17 protein-coding genes are annotated in these 17,099 nt (G+C 69.6%); 1 reads left to right on the top strand and 16 read right to left on the bottom strand.

Annotated features, from left to right (window positions below):
* Window positions 1-26: 26 nt before the first annotated feature.
* The 16 genes from hemC to AAFP35_RS15830 form a co-directional block, all read right to left on the bottom strand.
* Complete coding sequence (gene hemC / locus AAFP35_RS15905; protein WP_419222605.1) at window positions 27-977, bottom strand: hydroxymethylbilane synthase; 951 nt, start codon at window positions 975-977, stop codon at window positions 27-29.
* Window positions 974-2,338 carry a glutamyl-tRNA reductase gene (locus tag AAFP35_RS15900; RefSeq protein WP_419222604.1) on the bottom strand — a complete coding sequence of 455 codons (1,365 nt, stop codon included), beginning with the start codon at window positions 2,336-2,338 and terminating at the stop codon, window positions 974-976. The genes hemC and AAFP35_RS15900 overlap by 4 nt, the downstream gene beginning before the upstream one ends.
* 15 nt (window positions 2,339-2,353) lie before the next feature.
* On the bottom strand, window positions 2,354-3,154 hold the full coding sequence (locus tag AAFP35_RS15895; RefSeq protein ID WP_419222603.1) for a redox-sensing transcriptional repressor Rex: 801 nt from the start codon (window positions 3,152-3,154) through the stop codon (window positions 2,354-2,356).
* Between the two features lie 182 nt (window positions 3,155-3,336).
* Window positions 3,337-4,746 carry an MmgE/PrpD family protein gene (locus tag AAFP35_RS15890; protein ID WP_419222602.1) on the bottom strand — a complete coding sequence of 470 codons (1,410 nt, stop codon included), beginning with the start codon at window positions 4,744-4,746 and terminating at the stop codon, window positions 3,337-3,339.
* Window positions 4,743-5,708: an LLM class flavin-dependent oxidoreductase gene (locus AAFP35_RS15885; RefSeq protein ID WP_419222601.1), complete on the bottom strand. Its 966-nt coding sequence runs from the start codon at window positions 5,706-5,708 to the stop codon at window positions 4,743-4,745. The genes AAFP35_RS15890 and AAFP35_RS15885 overlap by 4 nt, the downstream gene beginning before the upstream one ends.
* Window positions 5,705-6,412 carry a hypothetical protein gene (locus AAFP35_RS15880; protein ID WP_419222600.1) on the bottom strand — a complete coding sequence of 236 codons (708 nt, stop codon included), beginning with the start codon at window positions 6,410-6,412 and terminating at the stop codon, window positions 5,705-5,707. Before AAFP35_RS15880 ends, AAFP35_RS15885 begins: the two co-directional genes overlap by 4 nt.
* Complete coding sequence (locus AAFP35_RS15875; protein ID WP_419222599.1) at window positions 6,409-6,765, bottom strand: hypothetical protein; 357 nt, start codon at window positions 6,763-6,765, stop codon at window positions 6,409-6,411. Before AAFP35_RS15875 ends, AAFP35_RS15880 begins: the two co-directional genes overlap by 4 nt.
* Window positions 6,766-6,779: 14 nt before the next feature.
* Window positions 6,780-7,307: a hypothetical protein gene (locus tag AAFP35_RS15870; protein WP_419222598.1), complete on the bottom strand. Its 528-nt coding sequence runs from the start codon at window positions 7,305-7,307 to the stop codon at window positions 6,780-6,782.
* Entirely contained in the window at window positions 7,300-8,661 is a 1,362-nt protein-coding gene (locus tag AAFP35_RS15865) for an FAD-binding protein (protein ID WP_419222597.1), read from the bottom strand. Before AAFP35_RS15865 ends, AAFP35_RS15870 begins: the two co-directional genes overlap by 8 nt.
* Complete coding sequence (locus AAFP35_RS15860; protein WP_419222596.1) at window positions 8,658-9,296, bottom strand: aspartate/glutamate racemase family protein; 639 nt, start codon at window positions 9,294-9,296, stop codon at window positions 8,658-8,660. The genes AAFP35_RS15865 and AAFP35_RS15860 overlap by 4 nt, the downstream gene beginning before the upstream one ends.
* Window positions 9,297-9,312: 16 nt before the next feature.
* Entirely contained in the window at window positions 9,313-10,686 is a 1,374-nt protein-coding gene (locus tag AAFP35_RS15855) for an MmgE/PrpD family protein (protein ID WP_419222595.1), read from the bottom strand.
* Window positions 10,683-11,384 (bottom strand): ABC transporter ATP-binding protein, encoded by a 702-nt coding sequence (locus tag AAFP35_RS15850; RefSeq protein WP_419222594.1) that lies wholly within the window; start codon window positions 11,382-11,384, stop codon window positions 10,683-10,685. Before AAFP35_RS15850 ends, AAFP35_RS15855 begins: the two co-directional genes overlap by 4 nt.
* Window positions 11,377-12,108, bottom strand: coding sequence for an ABC transporter ATP-binding protein (locus AAFP35_RS15845; protein ID WP_419222593.1), 732 nt, complete (start codon window positions 12,106-12,108; stop codon window positions 11,377-11,379). The genes AAFP35_RS15850 and AAFP35_RS15845 overlap by 8 nt, the downstream gene beginning before the upstream one ends.
* Window positions 12,105-13,151 carry a branched-chain amino acid ABC transporter permease gene (locus AAFP35_RS15840; RefSeq protein ID WP_419222592.1) on the bottom strand — a complete coding sequence of 349 codons (1,047 nt, stop codon included), beginning with the start codon at window positions 13,149-13,151 and terminating at the stop codon, window positions 12,105-12,107. Before AAFP35_RS15840 ends, AAFP35_RS15845 begins: the two co-directional genes overlap by 4 nt.
* Window positions 13,148-14,173: a branched-chain amino acid ABC transporter permease gene (locus AAFP35_RS15835; RefSeq protein ID WP_419222591.1), complete on the bottom strand. Its 1,026-nt coding sequence runs from the start codon at window positions 14,171-14,173 to the stop codon at window positions 13,148-13,150. Before AAFP35_RS15835 ends, AAFP35_RS15840 begins: the two co-directional genes overlap by 4 nt.
* Window positions 14,170-15,390: an ABC transporter substrate-binding protein gene (locus AAFP35_RS15830; protein WP_419222590.1), complete on the bottom strand. Its 1,221-nt coding sequence runs from the start codon at window positions 15,388-15,390 to the stop codon at window positions 14,170-14,172. The genes AAFP35_RS15835 and AAFP35_RS15830 overlap by 4 nt, the downstream gene beginning before the upstream one ends.
* A 293-nt stretch (window positions 15,391-15,683) precedes the next feature.
* On the opposite strand from AAFP35_RS15830, the gene AAFP35_RS15825 reads away from it, so the two are divergent.
* Complete coding sequence (locus AAFP35_RS15825) at window positions 15,684-17,093, top strand: MmgE/PrpD family protein (protein ID WP_419222589.1); 1,410 nt, start codon at window positions 15,684-15,686, stop codon at window positions 17,091-17,093.
* Window positions 17,094-17,099 lie beyond the last annotated feature (6 nt).

The raw sequence follows: 17,099 nt of genomic DNA, 5'->3' as shown, positions 1-17,099 counted from the left end.
GCTCACCAGCGACGCCCGCGGCGCCGCTAGGCTTGCGAACCGCGGCCGACGAGCGCGCCCGCTCCCAGCTCCAGCAGTTCGGCGGCGAGATCCTTACCGAGTTGCTCCGCACGTTCGACGGGTCCCACCACCGAAGCGCGGATCACGTCCGATCCGTCCTCGGCCGCCACCGCCGCGCGCAGCGACAGTTCGGCGAAGATGCGTCCGTCGTCGTCGATCGACTCGACCACCTCGGCGATCGCACCGACCGGGGCGGTGCACCCGGCCTCCAGGGCCGCGAGCACTCCGCGTTCGGCGTCGATCGACGCCCGGGTGGACGGGTCGTCCAACTCGGCGAGTATTCTCACCAGTTCGGCATCGTCGGAGCGGCACTCCACGGCCAAGGCCCCCTGCGCCGGCGCCGGTAACAGCACCACCGGGTCGAATGCCTCGGTGACGGCATCGGCCCTGCCGATGCGTACCAGACCGGCCCTGGCGACCACGACTGCGTCGAGTTCACCGCTGGCGACTTTGCCCAACCGAGAGTCAAGGTTGCCTCTTAGGGGGCGGATTTCCAAACCGAGACCTAATGCTCTAAGCTGTGCCGCCCTGCGTGGGGCGGAAGTCCCCACCGTGGACCCCGGCGGCAGCTCGCCGAGCACCATGTCACCCCTGCTGACCAGCGCATCTCGCGGATCCTCGCGCGGCGGGACCGCGGGGATGACCAGGCCCGGCTCGGGTGCGGTGGGCAGATCCTTGTAGGAGTGGATCGCGACGTCGACCTCGTTGTTGGTCAACGCCTGCCGGATCGCGGTGGTGAACACCCCGACCCCGATCTCGGCCACCGGCTTCTGGGATGCGTCCCCGGCCGTCTTGATGATGACCAACTCGGCGGGATGCCCGGCCTGTGTCAGGGCGTCCGCGACGGTCTGTGCCTGTGTCCGCGCCAGCAGCGATCCGCGCGTGCCGATGCGGATCACGTTGTCCGGGGCGCTCACTTCTCGACGCCGTCGGCCGCAGGGCCACCGAGCCCGGACACTTCGGGAGCCGAAACCGATTCGGTGGCGCCGGGCTTGAGTTCGAAGAGTTCTCGGAGCGCTTCGGCGTAGTGGTCGCCGTTGGGTGTCGACGCCAACTGCTTGACGCGCACCGTCGGCGCATGCAGCAGCTTGTCGACGACCCGGCGCACCGTCTTGGCGACCTCGTCGCGCTGCGGATCGTCGAGATCGGGCAGTCGGGTCTCCAGCCGCAGGATCTCCGCCTCGACCACGTCGGCCGCGCGCTGGCGCAGCGCGGCGACGGTCGGGGTGACCTCGGCCTGACGCTGGTGGGTCAGATAGTCGGCCAGCTCGCCGGCGACGATGGTCCGGGCCGCGATGGCATCGTTCTCCGCGGCCTGGGTCTCCGAATCGCCGCGCAGACCCTCGATGTCGACGACGTGCACGTCGGGCAGGCGTCCGGCGGCAGCATCGACGTTGCGCGGCAGACCGAGATCACAGATCACCAGCGGACGGCCGTTGGTGCGGGCGGCCAGTGCCGAGTGCACATCCCCCACACCCACGACGACGCCGACCGAACCGGTGCAGCTCACCACCACGTCGGCGGCGGCCATCACCGCAGGCAGTTCGTCGAGTCCGGCGCCACGCACCCGGATACCGTGATTCGCGGCGATGTTGGTCGCCAGATGTTCGGCATTGGCCACCGTGCGGTTCACCACGACGAGATCGGTGACGCCCTCACGGGCGAGCTGAGCCGTTGCCAGGCCGCCCATGGCGCCCGCGCCGACGACGACCGCCGACCGCAGGCGCGCGTCCCCGCCCGCCGAGGTCAGCACTGACTGTGCGCGATGGAGCGCGACCGACACCACGGACGCACCGGCGCGATCGATCCCGGTCTCCGTGTGGACCCGCTTGCCCACCCGCAGCGCCTGCTGAGCGAGTTCGTGCAGGACACGTCCGGCCGACTGGTTCGCGTCCGCGTCGAGGTAGGCGTTGCGCAGCTGACCGAGGATCTGCTGTTCACCGACGACGAGGGAGTCCAGACCTGCCGCGACGGTGAACAGATGCTCGACGGCCGCCTCCGAGTAACGCACGTAGGCGTGCCGGGTCATCTCGTTGACGGTCATTCCCGAGTGATCGCCGAGAACGGCTCCGACGGCTTCGAGAGCGGGGTGGAAGGCGTCGACGACGGCGTAGATCTCGACCCGGTTGCACGTCGACACGAGCATCGCCTCGGAGACCGACCGCGACGACAACAGCTTGTCGATGATCTTGGGTCGATCGTGATCGGACACCGCCAACCGTTCGAGCACCTCAACGGGTGCGCTCCGGTGCGAGACCCCGAACAACAAAACACTCACGCCGTCACCGTTTCCTCACCCGTTCGAGACCATCGTCGGGCCCATCGCGGGTTCTCTGTTTGTCCCTCGCGTGGCTGCGACACTCGCGGCCGAGGCCGTCGAAACACGCGAACGCGAGGCATTGAACGCCAACACCTGTAGCTCCAAGGCTAGATCAACCTGTCTGACGAAGACATCGGAGTCCGTCCGCAAGGTCGTCGGCGTGATGTTCAGCAGCTGTTTGACACCGACCGAGACGAACGCGTCGCAGGCTGCCTGTGCGTCCGCATCGTCGGTGGCGATGACTCCGATCTGGATCGGTGTCATGCCTTTCCCGCCACATACGTCGACGATGTCGCGGAGCGCGGCGATCGCGGGCGCATCGGGCTCGATACGGGTTCCGACCAGCGTGTCGTCGGCGTCGAACATGGCGACGACGCGGATGCCGCGCCCGAATCCGGTGTGCGTGAGCAGGGCTTGGCCCAGTCGGCCTGCACCGGCCAGCGCAACCGTGTGGATGGTGTCGGTGTGCAGCGCGAGCGAGATCTTGGCGGTGAGGCGGCCGACGTCGTAGCCGACGCCGCGCACACCGTTGGCACCGATGTGGGACAGATCCTTGCGCAGTATGGCCGGGTTGACGCCGGCTGCGGTGGCGAGTTGGCCGCTGGAGGCCACCAGGATGCCCCGCTCGCTGAAGGACCGCAGGACGTGCAGATAGGTGGCCAGTCGGGTCACTGTGGGGGCAGGGATGTCGGTTGCGTCCGCCGCGGGCGGTGGCAGGGCGGCGGCGGGAGGCTCGGCGTCGCCCGACATCTGACGATCGGCGGCCACACTCACCTCCAGTTTCGTTCACACGACGATCATTCGAGGATATAGCCACCCTGTGAAACTGTTCACAGGGCCCCTCGGGATTCGCGGGCCTGTTCGGTCAGACTGTTGCGGCATCTGTGGCGGCGGCGATCACGCCTGGCCACCCGCACCGGCGTGCGCTGCGGGTGGCCTCTGGCTTCGCACCGTGGTCAGGCGACGGCCGTACGGATCGCGACGGCGAGATCGCGCAGCGTCGTCGTCGTGGCGGAGCCGCGCGTGTCTGTCGTGGCGGAGCCGCGCGTGTCTGTCGTGGCGGAGGCGGTCAGGGTGTGGATCACCGAATCGAGGACGTCGACGGGCAGGAACGATCCGACATTGCCGCGAAACTTCTCGACCACCTCGTCGACGGTCAAAGCCGAATCCGGGTTGCCGCGTGCGTTGCGGACCTCGGCGGTGAAGTTCCCGGACACGGTCCGGACGGTGACCCGAGACGGACGGTTGGTCGGCAGCTCGGCGCTGAAGTCGGGAACCTCGCGCAGGTGCACACGATCGATCAGCACGCCGATCTCGGGCCGGTCGAATTGCTCGGGGAGAAATCCGTCGGCGTCCAGGCGGCCGTCGAGCACCACCGAGGCGACGCAGCGCGGAATCGAGAAGCGGGCGTGCAGATCCGACTCGGCGCCTGCGGTGTCGAGGGATGCCGCGAACGCGAACGTGCCGATGTCGATCGCGACGATGTCCGACGGCGCGGGATCGCCGGCGGCGGCCAGCGCCGGCCGCAGGGCGTCGAGGGTCGGGTGCACCCACCGGGCGCACGCGTACGGCTTGAGGTAGCTGTCGCGCAATCGCCACCGCTCCCCCAGCTGCCCGGTGATCTCGTCGACGTCGACGTCGGTGGTGACGACCCCGTCATAGAGGGTCTCGAGCAGACCGTCGTCGACCGTTCCGGCCGCGGCGTTCGCGGCGGCGAGCGCCCCGTAGTACGACCCGAGGCCGGTCCACAGGTTGCGCACGGTGCCGCCGTGCATGGGGACGGCCAGCGTGGCGGCCAGCGGTACCGAACCGCCCAGTCCGATCGCTCGTGTCGACCGCTCTGCGTCGGCGCCGACGAACGCACACATGGTGACGGCAGCCGCGATCGGACCGTGGATGCCGTGCGGGTGCAGACCCGGGCGCAACGACGTCCCGACGCCGAACCGCAGTCCCACCTCACACCCGAGGACGAAGGCTGCGATCGCGGTGTCGTCGTCGACGGCTCCGGCCGTGAGCGCGTGCAGCAGCGCAGGTAACACGTGGGGCGCGGGATGGGCGGTCGGGACGGGTGGGAGCCGGGCACCTGCCGGGTGGAACGAACCGCCGGAGTCGGCGTCGAGCCAGGTGGCGGCCGAGCCCAGGGTCGTCGTCCAGGCGAACGGCACGCCATCGGTCTGCTCGACGGCGATCTGCAGGTTCTCGCCCAGCTGCTGCACCGCCGGATATCGCAGGCCGCCGATCAGCGCGCCGAGTGAGTCCAGCAGGAGCAGACGACCGAACGTCCAGATCTCCTCGGGGATGTCGCGGCGACCGGTCTCGGCGACGAAACGGCCCAGTGCGGGCAGATCGAGCACCACATCGGTCATCTGTTCATCTCCCTGGAGGCCAGCCCGGCGCGCACCGCCGAGACGGTGGCGGCCAGACGGTCTTCGATGCCGGCGGTGGCGCCCGCGAGGACGACACCGTCGACGCCGAGATCGGCGAGCGGACGCAAGCGTGCGGCGATCTCGTCTGCCGAACCGGTGAGCAGGAAACGGTCGCGGATCAGCGCGTGCGCCCGCTCGTCGGAGCCCTGCATCGCGGACGCGTCGGCGGTGCCGTGTTTGCGGTAGTCGTGTGCAGCGGCGACGGCCGCCACCCGGTCGACCAGGTCGTCGGCTATGTCGTACCACTGCGGCGACCGGGCCAGGCGGCTCGCGCACGAGCCGAGGATCGGCGCGGCGGCTTCGCGCGCCTGCTCGTCGTCGGCGGTGACGACCCCGCGCAGGAACAGCCAGCACGCGGCGTCCGGGCGGGCCGCTCGTGCGGTGGCCACCGCACGTTCGACGACGGTCGTCGAGGCGCCGACGTCGAGCAGGACGCCGCCCACAGCCTGAGCGTTGACCTCGATGGTGCGGGGTCCCGACCCTGCGCCGAGCACCGGTCCGGTCCGGGGCGCCAGGTCGTCGAGTCGCGCACGGAACTCCGCGATCAGGCTCTGGTAGGTCGTCTGTGACGGGACGGGCAGGCCCTCGTTGACCAGTGAGCTCTCCCCGCGGGCGACGACGGTCAGCACGCGGCCGGGGAACCGGTCGGCGAGAGTCGCGCACGATTGCGCGACGACACTCGGATGGTGCAGGCCGAGGCCCATCACGCACGGGCCCGAGAGGGCCGCGTCGGTGGCGGCGAGGACGCTCGCGGCGGTCAGGAACGGCTCCGGAAACAGTCGCGGGTTGTCGGCGAAGCCGACGCCGTCGACACCGTCGCGCACGGCGCGTTCTGCGGCGACCAGCGGGTCCTGCACGCTGCGTGGCCGCGCGAGGTTGAGCAGGATCGGCGGCACCGTCACGAGATGTCCGCGGTCGGGACGGCGCGCCCGGCGGCCGCCGACAGCGTGTGCGCGACGCTTCCGGGCATCGGCGTGATCGCGTCGGCGGGCAGCGCCGCGGCCAGCCATCCGGACGCGGCGGCGTGTCCGGCGGTCCAGCCGTGGGTCGACGCGTGCTCGGCGTCGGGGACGAACAGCTGGAGGCTCGCGGCGAGGTCGAGAACGTCTACGAGGTCGGCGCCCTCGGCAGGACCCGCGAGCGACGCCGCGGTCGCAGCGGCGAGCGTCGCCAGCGTCGGGTAGGCGACGGGATCGGCACCGAGGAGTTCGGTCGCGTCGTCCAGCACCGCCTCGCCCGCGATCACCGCCCGACCGACGCGCACCGGATCGGCGTCGGCGGCTGCTGCGGCGACGGCCGCCAGCAGCGGCGCCCACTGCCGTCCGGGGGCGGCGGCTGCGAGCCGGGCGCCGTTCCACATCAGTGCCGGGTAGGTGGGCGCGGTGCGGGTCGTGCCCAGCAGCGGGGAGCCACCGTCGGCGGCGATCAGGCCGGCCCACGTCGCGGCGCCGTCCGACTCGGCCGGGGCGAGCTCGGACGGCAGTGTCTCGGCCAGGGCGGCGGCCGCGGCATCGTCGACGATCCCCGACGAGTAGACACTCAGCGCGTGTTCGGCAAGACGCGCGGTGACCGCCGGTGACGGCCCGCTCAGCTCGGTGGCCGTCACCGGTCGCGCTCCACCACGGTGCTCTCACCGATCAGATAGAACTTGAAATCAGTGCGGCCGGCGGGGCCGCGCTCGGCGGGCAGCGGGTTCTCGTCGAACCAGGCGCGGTACGCGAGATAGGCGTCGTGGTCGGCGAAGTGCATCTCGGCGATCCGGTAGAGATCAAGACTCGGCGGGATCTCCGCAGTGCCGCCGGACGCCGAGGTCACCGGGTACAAGATCTTGTTGAAGATGATCCGGTCGACGTTCGGGTTCGCGAGCAGGTCGGGTGCGTGGACGTCGAAAAGCCAGCGCTCGTATTCCTCCTCGCTGACTCCGTCGACGATGGTGTATCCGAGAAGCGCCTTGATCATCTCCGGTGGTCCCTTCACTGCGAACTGTGGTCATGGGTGGGCAGGTCGAAGGCCTGTGCGCCCTCGCCGAAGCCCTCGACGCGTATCCGGATCGGTGTCACCCGGACGCCGCGCATGGTCGCGTCGATCTCCGCGCGCCCGCGCCGCGGGGCCTTTTCGTGTCCGGCGGCGCGCAGGCGTTCCGTGTGGCGGTGGTAGACGTCCCACGTCTCGTCGGCGTCGAGGAGCCGCGCGGTGCCGCGGAGAAACACGACGCGCGGAATGGTCAGCCCGAGGTCGAAGGTCCAGGGTGAGTCGTTCACCGAGTCGGGCGACGGGGCGCCGGCCCAGGTGACGAGGACCCGCGGATCGCGTTCGAGCTGAGCGTTGCGCCGGTGCACGCGCCGCTGGACCATCTCGACGGTCCAGTCGTCGGCGAGGAACGCGCTGGTGGTGCGCCCGACGGCCTCACCAGTCCGATCGAACGTCACCACCTGTGCGAAACCGGCCTCACGCTGCACGAACTCCCGCGCAGCCCGCTCGACGTCGGTCAGGTCAGCCATTCGCGACGACAGTCGCGGCGAGGTAGGCCAGTCCGAAGGCCGGCATCAGGCCGTTGCCGGCCAGGTATCCGCCGGCACCGTGGCCGGAGACGCCGGCGGCGGCACCGCCGGACGCGTACAGCCCCGGGATCGGGGTGTCGTCGTCGTCGACGACGCGGGCCTTCTCGTCGACGAGGAGGCCGCCCTGGGTGTGGAACAGCGCAGGCACCACGCGGACTGCGGCGTACGGCGCCGCCAGCGGCGCCTCGTATTCGCGACCGAAGCGATCCTCGATCTCCCCGCGCGCGGCGCGTGCCGACTCCTCGATCTCGGCGACGACGGCGTCGACCGGCAGCCCGGTGACCTCGGCGAGGCCTGCGGCGTCGTCTGCCCAGACCTCGGCGCCCGACTCGACCGTCTGCCGAAAGTCGGTGAACGGCAGGCACAGGTCGTGGACGCGACGGTCGAAGACCACCCAACCAGTCGCACCGGGGCGCTGGGCGAGGTACGGACCGAACTCGGAGTAGCCGCTCGTCTCCTTCGCGAAACGATGGCCGGTGGTGTCGAGCATGATCGCGCCGTGCATGATCGTCGCCCAGCCCAACAGCGTTGCCGATTTCGCGGCCAGCGCGCCATGTCCCTGGTAGGCGTCGAGGTACGCCGAGGCGGCGCCGAGCTTCGTGCCGATCCGCAGCGCGTCGCCCCGCGAGGTCTCGCTGCCGTGGTAGGTGGCCGATGCGATCTCGGGCATGTGCTTGTCGACCATCGCGTGGTCGGCGCCGAAACCGTTCGTGGCCAGCAGCACTGCCGGGGTCTCGATGCGCTCGGCGGCGCCCGACGGGTCGGCGACGACGACGGCGCAGACCTTGCCCTCGTCGTCGAGTTCCACGTCGGTGAGGCGCGCGGGCACCAGGAAGTCGATGTTCGGGTGATCGCGGGCGGTCCGCGCCAGGTGGTCGATCAGCGCGTTGCCGTGCCGCTCCGGGATGGTGTGGCAGCGGTCCACCGAGTGGCCCGGGTAGTGCATGTCGGTCATCAGCGAGATCTCCAGCCCGACCTCGTCGGCCAACCACTCGACCATCTCGCCGCTCACGCCTGCGAGGGTCCGGGCAAGTCGCTGATCCCCGGTGCCCTTGGTCTTGCGGTCGACGTCGGCGGCGAAGATGTCCGCCGAGTCGGAGATGCCGAGCTCTTTCTGGAACCGGCTACCGACGCCCGGGATCATCGCGGTGCACATCGATGTGTTGTTGCCGCGGGTGAAGTGCTCGCTGGCCTCGACCACCAGCACGTCCAGGCCGAGCTGCGCGGCGCGTAGCGCGGCGATCAGTCCGCCGCCGGCACCGGCAACGACGAGGTCGGGTCCGTCGGCGCTCACGCCTTGCCTCCCGCCGCGACGAGTTCGAGGGCCCGGATCACCGGGTCGACCACCGGGACGGCGGACGGGTGATCGGGGTCGACGTCGACGGCCGAGCAGCCGTTGAGCAGCGACCGCACGCCGCGCGGCGCGAGGGACGCCGCGGCGTTGTCGAGCTGGGCCTGCCACTCGGGGCCCTCGCTGACTGCGTCGAACGGCAGGTCGAGGATCTCCACGTCGGTCAGCCACCGCGACCAGCCGTAGACATCGGCGACGCGCCGCATCTCGGCGGCGATCGCGTCGTTGCGGACGACGCCGCCGGTCGGGGCGCCGAGTGCCGCCGCGTAGGCGAGGTTCACGCGCAGGATGCCGATCACCGGACGGTCGAGCTCGTCCTGTAGCCGCGCGACGGCCGGGTCCAGGACGCAGTCGGGCATCACCGCGTCGAACTCGGCGGGCGCACCTGCGAGCGCGGCGTGCACGTACTCATCCGAACGTGCGATGTCGTCGGCCGAATCGAGGCTGGTCGGGGCGCCCTCGGGCAGGTCGTGCAGCGTGACGGTGACGCCCTCCGGCGCGATGGTGTCGTACCGCTTCTGACGGCGCCCGAGTTCGTCGGCGCCGACGTGAAGCGGAGTGGTCGCGAAGATCTTCATGGGGGGACTCCTCCGGTCAGGGATTGGTCAGGGTGTGCAGCACCGCGCGAACGCCGCGCGCGTCGGGCAGCGACGACGCCGCGTCCAGGACGCGGGCCAGGGTGTCGCCGTCACCGAGCAGATCGCGCAGCAGCGTGACGGTGCGCTCGTGGTCGAACGGTTCGCGGGCCGCGTCACCGATCGGGTTGGCCGCCTCTTCCCGCAGCACCCGGCCGTCGGCGAGGGTGATCTCGACGGCGGCACCGCGAGCATCGGGCAGCCGGTCGTCGAACATCGGATCGGCGACCACCGCCACGCGGTCGGCCAGAGCCAGGAACTCCGCGGCCGACGACGAGTCGAAACCGTCGGGTGTCACACGTCCGTGCAGAAGCGCGGTCGCCACGACGTAGGGAACGGAGAACATCGCGGCGAGCCGGTTGTTCCACCGGGTGCGCTGCAGGTTCGCCGCCGCCGAGTAGGTCGAGACCCGGATGCCGGTGATCTCGTCGACCCCCGCCTCGCCGAGTTGCTCGCGCAGCACGAGGGTCGCGTCGACGGTCGGGTGGGTGAATGCACAGGACGCATGCCGCTTGAAGTAGCCGAGGCCGATGTCCCAGCGCTTCCCCAGCTCCTCGAGCAGGACTGTCGGGTCGAACGTGCCGAGCAGCCGGCCGAGGCTGTGCGCGACGATGCCGGTCGGGTTCGCCATCCCGGCCTTCGCCAGCCGGGCCGCGGCGAGACCCGACATGTTGCAGGCGCCCATCCACTCGTTGCGGACCGGATTGCCGTCGAGCGCTGCGGAGAACGGTCCGGCGATCGGCATGCCGCTCGCCGCGTCGACGGCCGCGGTGATGCCCACGGCGTCGAGGCCCATCAGCTTCGCGCAGCCTGCGGCCGCCCCGGCGAAGCCCCAGTTGCCGTGCGGATGCAAGCCGGGAACCGCGGTGGACGCGCGGCCGTAGCGTGCCCCGACCTCGTAGGCGACGAGCAGCGCTGCTGCCGTCGACGGGCCGTCGGAGTCGAGCTGCGCAGCGAGGGCGAGGACCGCCGGGAAGCTGTGCGCGGCGGGGTGACCGCCCGCGAACTTGTTGCCCTCGTCCATCTCCAGGCTCACCAGCGCCGTCGCGTTCAGCCATGCAGCGATCTCCGGCGACGTCGTCACCCCAGCGCCGATCAGCGGCGCGTCGCCCGCCCCGGGCGCCCATGCGTCGACGAGACCGGCACGTTCGGGCAGCCGTGCGCCGAGCATCGTGACGCCGAGCGTGTCCAGCAGCACCAACCGCAGCCGGTCGCGTACCGGCGCCGGTGTCGACTCCCACCTCAGATCGGCCGCCCACGTCGACAGGGCCGTCGCCGCGGACAGGGCTGCCTGCTGCGCGTCGTCGAGAGCCGCCGTCGTCTGATCACTCATAGTCCGAGATAGGCCTTCCGCACTCGCTCGTCACCGGCCAGTTCCTTGCCCGGCCCCTCCAGCACCACGCTGCCGCTCTCCAGGACGTACGCCCGGTCGGAGATGGCGAGCGCCTGTGCCGCGTTCTGCTCGACGAGCAGCACGCCGATGCCGGTCTCGCGGATCGCCGCGGCAGCGTTCAGGACGTCCCAGGTGAGCTTCGGCGACAGACCGGTCGACGGTTCGTCGAGCATGAGGAGCTTCGGCTGCGCCATCAGGGCGCGACCGATGGCCACCATCTGCTGCTGACCGCCGGACATGGTCTGGGCCACCTGCTTGCGCCGTTCCTTGAGGATCGGGAACAGGTCGAAGACCTTCCCCATCTCATCGTCGACGGCGCTCTTGTCCCGGGACCACGCGCCGAGCACCAGGTTCTGCTCGACTGTCATCGGACCGAACAGGTCACGGTCCTCGGACACCTGGATCACCCGGTGGCGCACCACCTGGTGCGGCTTGAGCCCGGAGATCCTCTCGCCCTCATACCGGATCTCCCCGGTGCGGGTCTCGATGAGTCCGCTGATCGCGCGCAGCATGGTGCTCTTGCCCGCACCGTTGGCGCCGACCACCGACACGAGCTCGCCCGCGTCGACGTGAATGCTGAGGTCGTGCAGGATCTGCAGCTTGCCGTACCCGGCCGTGATGTTGTCGAGCTCAAGCATCGGCGATCTCCGTTCCCAAGTACGCTTCCTGGACGGTCGGGTCGGCCACGACCGCCGCGGGATCACCGGACGCGATCACGCGACCGCGGTCGAAGACGACGACCGAGTCGGACAGGCGCATGACGGCGGCCATGATGTGTTCGATGAAGACCATGCTCAGGCCCTCCCGTTCACGCAGGTCGGCGAGCAGTTCGACGACCGGCGTCCGCTCGGAGGGGACGAGGCCGGCGAGCACCTCGTCGAGCAGCAGCAGCTTGGGCGAGCGGGCCAGCACCCGGGCCAGCTCCAGTCGCTTGAGCGCGGCGGTGTGCATCGAATCGGACACCATGTCGGCCCACTCGGCCATGCCGGTCGCCTCGATGACCTCGTCGGCCCGCTTCCGCGCGGCACTGTGCGAGCCGCCGTTGGTCAGGGCCGCGGTGATCACGTTCTCCCGCGCGGTCATCGATCCGAACGGTCGCATCAATTGGAAGGTGCGACCGACGCCGGCGTGGGCGATGCGGTGCGGCGCGAGTCCCGTCCGGTCCTCACCGAATATCCGCACCGAACCGGTGTCGGGGGTGAGGGCGCCGGTGATGCAGTTGAAGAATGTCGTCTTGCCTGCACCGTTGGGGCCGATCACACCGACGATCGAACCCTCCGGGACATCGAGTTCGACGTCGGCGAGCGCGTGGACGCCTTTGAACGACTTGCTCAGGTCCCGTACTTCGAGAACGTTGGTCATCGTTGTCTCCACCAGTTCTTGATCGTCCCGACAATTCCCTTCGGCAGCACCAGCACGATGATGATGAGCAGGATCGAGTAGACGACCACGTCCAGTCCGCTGCGGCCGGCGAGGAAGTCCAGGAACGCCGGCGGGGTGCGGCCCCATTCGGCGGTCAGCTCGTTGAGCGGACCGATGATCAGGGCGCCGACGATCGGGCCGGCGATGGTCGCGATTCCGCCGATGACGGCCGGGGTGATGGCCTGCACCGACTGGACGCTGCCGAACGCGATGTCCGGGTCGACGAAGATGTAGTACTGCGTGTAGAAGACCCCGGCGACCGCGGTGATCGCGGCCGAGAGCGCCATCGTGGTCAGCTTGACGCGCATCACGTCGACGCCCAGCGAGTCGGCGGCCTCCTCGTTGTCGCGGATGGCGACGGTGTAGATGCCCGGCCGCGAGCGCAGGTACCACATCGTGACCAACACGCAGATGACCAGCAGGGCCAGGCCGATGTAGAAGTATTGCGGCGCATTGGCGTCGAACTGCAGCATCCACCACGAGTCGTTCGTGAGCAACGGGACGTGCAGTCCGGCGGTGCCGTTGAGGAATTCGGTGTTGGTGGCCAGCAGGCGGAGCATCTCGGCGAACGCGAATGTCGCGAGGGCGAAGTACGCGGCGCGCAGGTTGTAGCGGAATGCGACATAGCCGATGACCATCGCGACCAGCGCCGCCAACGCCGCACCGATGAACAGCGAGATCCACGGTGAGATCCCGAAGTGGACGATCAGATAGGCATCGGTGTACGCACCGATACCGAAGAACGCTGCGTGGCCGAAGCTGAACATGCCGCCGTAACCGCTCATCAGGTTCCAGCCGGTCGCCATCATCGCGATGATGAGGACGTTGATGGCCACGGCCTGACGGGCCTCGGGAAGGACGAGCGGGGTGAACGCCGAGACGACCACGACGATCGCCAGGAACACCAGCGGACGGGTCCAGTTGCGCGAGCCGTCCGCGCCGACCGGCGACTTGGGCAGCATGCGGGTGAGCACGGTGGTCATTGGCTCGAACCTCCGAACAGGCCCTGCGGACGGATCAACAGGATCAGCAGGAACAGGATGAAGACGCCGAGCAGGGGGCTCTGACCGACGATCGCGACACCGCCGAGCTGCTCGACGAGGCCCACGATCAGACCACCGATGAGGGCGCCCATCACGTTGCCCAGCCCACCCATGACGACCACGACGAAGGCCAGGATGTTGAACTGCTCGCCTGCGGTCGGGGAGATGGTGGTGAACGGCGCGATGAGCATGCCCGCCGCACCGGCGCACGCGGCACCCAGACCGAACGTGACCGCGTAGACCGAGCGGACGTTGATACCGACCAGGCCTGCGCCCTGCGGGCTGGCGGCGACGGCGCGGATCGCGCGACCGTACGAGGTGCGGTTGAGTAACAGGTACAGCAGACCGGCGAGGACCAACGCACCGACGAACGCGATGATGTGCGAGCGCGTGACCACCGCACCGAAGATGTCCACGCCCGGATCGGACGACAGGTTCACCGACAGCGGATCGCCGCGGAAGATCATCAACAGCACGTTCGCAATGAGCAACGACAGGCCGATGGTGATCAGCAGCTGACTCTCCAGCGAGCCCATGGCCCGGCGCAGGAGCAGAGCCTGCACTCCCATGCCGATGATGAACAGCGCCGCGATGGCGATCGGCAACGCGATGTACGGGTTCAATCCCGTCCACTCGACGAACTGGTAGGTGACGAACAGTCCGACCGTCAAGAACGCGCCGTGGGCGAAGTTGACGATGTCCAGGACCCCGAAGATCAATGTCAGGCCCATGGCCAGCAAGCTGTAGACGCCGCCGGTGACGATGCCGGTGAGCACCGCCTGCCAGGTGATGGCCAGACTGCCCGAGCGCAGGAACGCCCCGACGAACAGCGCGACGAGGATCGCCAGCATCACTGCCAGCGGGACCGACGACTTGACGCCGGCGATCGCCCGTGCCGCGATGTTCGGGGTGGCCTCGTCCGAGCCGAGCTCCGCACTCGCTTGCGTCGGCGGCGCGCTCATCGACCCGGTCCTGCCGGGAAGACGATCGGCTTGACCGCGAACTGAGTCGGGTAGACGACGTGCGGAGCACCGTCGAGGACCTGGGTGAGAATGGGGAGGGTCGACAGGTTCTCACCGGCCTCGTCGAACCGCACTGGACCGTCGGACAGGACCACCGGGGTCACGTCAGTCTTGCCCATTGCGTCACGGACGGCCTTCGGGTCGTCGGAGCCGGACTTCTCCAGCGCTGCGGCGATCACCATCACCGAGTCGTAGGCCAGGGCCGCTCCGGTACGAGGCGTGTCGTGGAATTCCTCTGCATACGATTTCACGAAGTCCTGACCTTTCTTGCTCTTGTCGTTGATGTGGTAGTTCACGTCGAAGTAGCCGTTGCCCGCGGCGCCGGCGTCCTTCGGGAACTGTGGCTGGTCGAACGCGCCGTTCGCCGCACCGATCACTGCGTCGAGCTGCGGCTTCACGGTGGCGACCGCCTTGGCCGCCAGGACGCCGTCCCGGTAGTAGCCGGAGACGACGAGGATGTTGGCACCGCTGGCCTTGACCCGCGCGATCTGGGTGGTGAGATCGGAGACGCTCGCCGCGTCGTAGGCGATCTCCGGGCCCATCGGCAGACCGAGCTCGGCGGCCCGCCTCTTGAACGACTCCGCCACGCCGATGCCGAAGGCGGTGTTCTCGCGCAGGTAGGCAACCTTGGTGACCTCGGTGCCGGCCTGCTCGGTGACCTCCTTGACGTAGTCAGCCGTGCTCGCGCCGAACCGCTTGTTCGGTGGCTGCATGCGGAAGGTGTACTCGTACCCGTTCTCGAGGATCGCGTCGTCTCCGCAGATGTCCATCAGATAGGGCACTTCGTTGCGCTCGGCGACAACGGCGACATTCGCGCACACCGCGCTCTGGTAGCTGCCGATCATCGCGACGACGCCGTTGCTGACGAGGCGTTGCGCCTCACTCTGCCCGGTCTTGGCCGACCCTTTGGTGTCGCCCGGAGCGATCACGAGTTTCTTACCGCCCAGCGACTTGATGCCGCCTGCTGCGTTGACGGCCTCGACGGCGAGCTTCGCGCCGTTCTCCAGCTGCGCGCCGTCGCCGGCGTTGACACCGGTGAGCGGGTGCAGGGTGCCGATCGCGATCTCGTCGTCGCCCGCCACCCCACTGGCGCAGCCCGCGATCAGGACCGCGCCGAGTACGGCAGCGAGTGCCGGCACCAGCCTTCTTCTTGTCATTCCGTGCGCTCCTGACGTGGTGTCCATTCCTACCCGGGACTCCGATCCAAACCCGCCCCATTGCGTTCCGCTACACGGAACACAATTTGCAATGGATCTCAACCTAACATGTGACACCACTCACCTCAAGTGTGTGCCTTGGGTTACTCTCTACCAGTGGAAAAGGATGCGCTACGCCTATTTCGTTCCGACGTTCGGAGGACCGGGGACTGCGTATGAGCTCGGCAGAGCTCGGAGACAACTGTTCCGATGACAGAAACAGTGTCGTCGAACCCCATCTCCGGCATGCGGCGATGACCCTCGGGACACTGGCAGCACGTGTCCGGCCCGGGCACATCGCACCGCTCGTCGCCGACCGCGCGGTCGCCGTCACCCTCGACGTCCTGGCCGCCGCCGTGTCCGGCCTCGCCCACGCCGACGTTGCGGCGTTGCGCGTCGCCGTCGGTCCCGGCGGCGACGGTCCGGCGTCGGTGGTCGGTCGACGAGCGGGCGCCTGCGCGGCGCTCGCCGCGTATCTCAACGCGGCGCCCATCGCCCGTGAACAGTGGCAGGACGGGCACCGCCGGGCACGCGGACATCCGGCCTCGCATGTGGTGCCCGCGGTCCTGGCCGTCGCGGAGAGCGTCGACGCCTCCGGCCAGGCGGCACTCGCGGCGGTCCTCGCCGGCTATGAGACCGGGGTGCGGATCGGCGTCGCGATGGACGGCACGTCGCCCGGTGTGCACGACATCGGTACGTGGGCCGGTGTCGGTGCGACGGTCGGTGTCACCCATCTACTGACGGACGGCGACCCCGCCGCGCTCGCCCGCGCGGTCGACGTCGCCGCCGCCCTCGCCCTCCTCCCGGACGCGGCGACAGTGTTCGGCGGCCACACCGCGCAGAACCTGCTGCTGCCGACCTCGGTGGCCCAGGCCGTCACCAACGGTCAGGCGGCAGCCGCGGGTCTGCAGGCCTCGCCCGGCGCTCTCGAACGGCACTTCGCCGCCGTCGCCGCCCGGGATCCCGACGGCTTCGTCACGCGCCTGATGGGCCTCATCGATTTCCGGACAGAGGATCCCGGCGACTGGATGGTCCTCGACGGATATCTGAAGCGTCATCCCACCTGCGCGTTGTTGCACGGGGTGAACGATGCCGTGGAAGACCTCGTCGTCGCCGAACCGCTCTGCGCCGACGAGATCTGCGCCGACGAGATCGTCTCGATCCGGGTGCGTACCTATGCGGCCGCCGCCGCGTTCGACGAGCCGGCTCCGCAGAACGAGCTCCATGCGCGATTCAGCATCCCGTGGACCGTGGCCGCCGGTACTGTGCTCGGCGGACTGTCGGAGGCGTTCAGTCCGCGCGCCCTCGCCGATCCGTCGCTGCTCGCACTCGCCGCCCGCGTCTACGTCGAGCACGACGCCGCACTCGACCCCGGCTACCCTGCCGGCCGGCCGGCCGTGGTCTCGGTACACCTGCGTGACGGCCGGGTGGTCAGCGCCGCATCGCGCGGCGCGCCCCGGGGGGACGGACCGTCCGCGCTCGACGATCCGACCATCGCGGCCAAGCCTGTCACGCTACTGTCAGTCGGCGGCGCCGACTGGGCCGACGAGGCTATTGCCGCCGTGTCGGCGCTCACCGACGGCGGAAGCGCGCGTGACCTGGGTGAGGTGCTGCGGCGCGCCGACGTCGCACCGAGCCCGGGACGGACTCGCCGATGGCGGTAACGGCAG

It is taken from the genome of Gordonia sp. CPCC 206044 (assembly GCF_048537895.1).
GTDB lineage: Bacteria > Actinomycetota > Actinomycetes > Mycobacteriales > Mycobacteriaceae > Gordonia.
Note: the sequence above shows the minus strand (reverse complement) of the source record. Positions and strands in the feature narration are given on the sequence as shown.

Excerpts from the sequence above, each read along its gene's own strand:
- AAFP35_RS15890 (WP_419222602.1), bottom strand. The coding sequence starts at position 4,746 with ATGACCGATGTGGTGCTCGATCTGCCCGCACTGGGCCGTTTCGTCGCC.
- AAFP35_RS15875 (WP_419222599.1), bottom strand. The coding sequence starts at position 6,765 with ATGATCAAGGCGCTTCTCGGATACACCATCGTCGACGGAGTCAGCGAG.
- AAFP35_RS15870 (WP_419222598.1), bottom strand. The coding sequence starts at position 7,307 with ATGGCTGACCTGACCGACGTCGAGCGGGCTGCGCGGGAGTTCGTGCAG.
- AAFP35_RS15860 (WP_419222596.1), bottom strand. The coding sequence starts at position 9,296 with ATGAAGATCTTCGCGACCACTCCGCTTCACGTCGGCGCCGACGAACTC.
- AAFP35_RS15855 (WP_419222595.1), bottom strand. The coding sequence starts at position 10,686 with ATGAGTGATCAGACGACGGCGGCTCTCGACGACGCGCAGCAGGCAGCC.
- AAFP35_RS15850 (WP_419222594.1), bottom strand. The coding sequence starts at position 11,384 with ATGCTTGAGCTCGACAACATCACGGCCGGGTACGGCAAGCTGCAGATC.
- AAFP35_RS15845 (WP_419222593.1), bottom strand. The coding sequence starts at position 12,108 with ATGACCAACGTTCTCGAAGTACGGGACCTGAGCAAGTCGTTCAAAGGC.
- AAFP35_RS15840 (WP_419222592.1), bottom strand. The coding sequence starts at position 13,151 with ATGACCACCGTGCTCACCCGCATGCTGCCCAAGTCGCCGGTCGGCGCG.
- AAFP35_RS15835 (WP_419222591.1), bottom strand. The coding sequence starts at position 14,173 with ATGAGCGCGCCGCCGACGCAAGCGAGTGCGGAGCTCGGCTCGGACGAG.
- AAFP35_RS15830 (WP_419222590.1), bottom strand. The coding sequence starts at position 15,390 with ATGACAAGAAGAAGGCTGGTGCCGGCACTCGCTGCCGTACTCGGCGCG.
- AAFP35_RS15825 (WP_419222589.1), top strand. The coding sequence starts at position 15,684 with ATGACCCTCGGGACACTGGCAGCACGTGTCCGGCCCGGGCACATCGCA.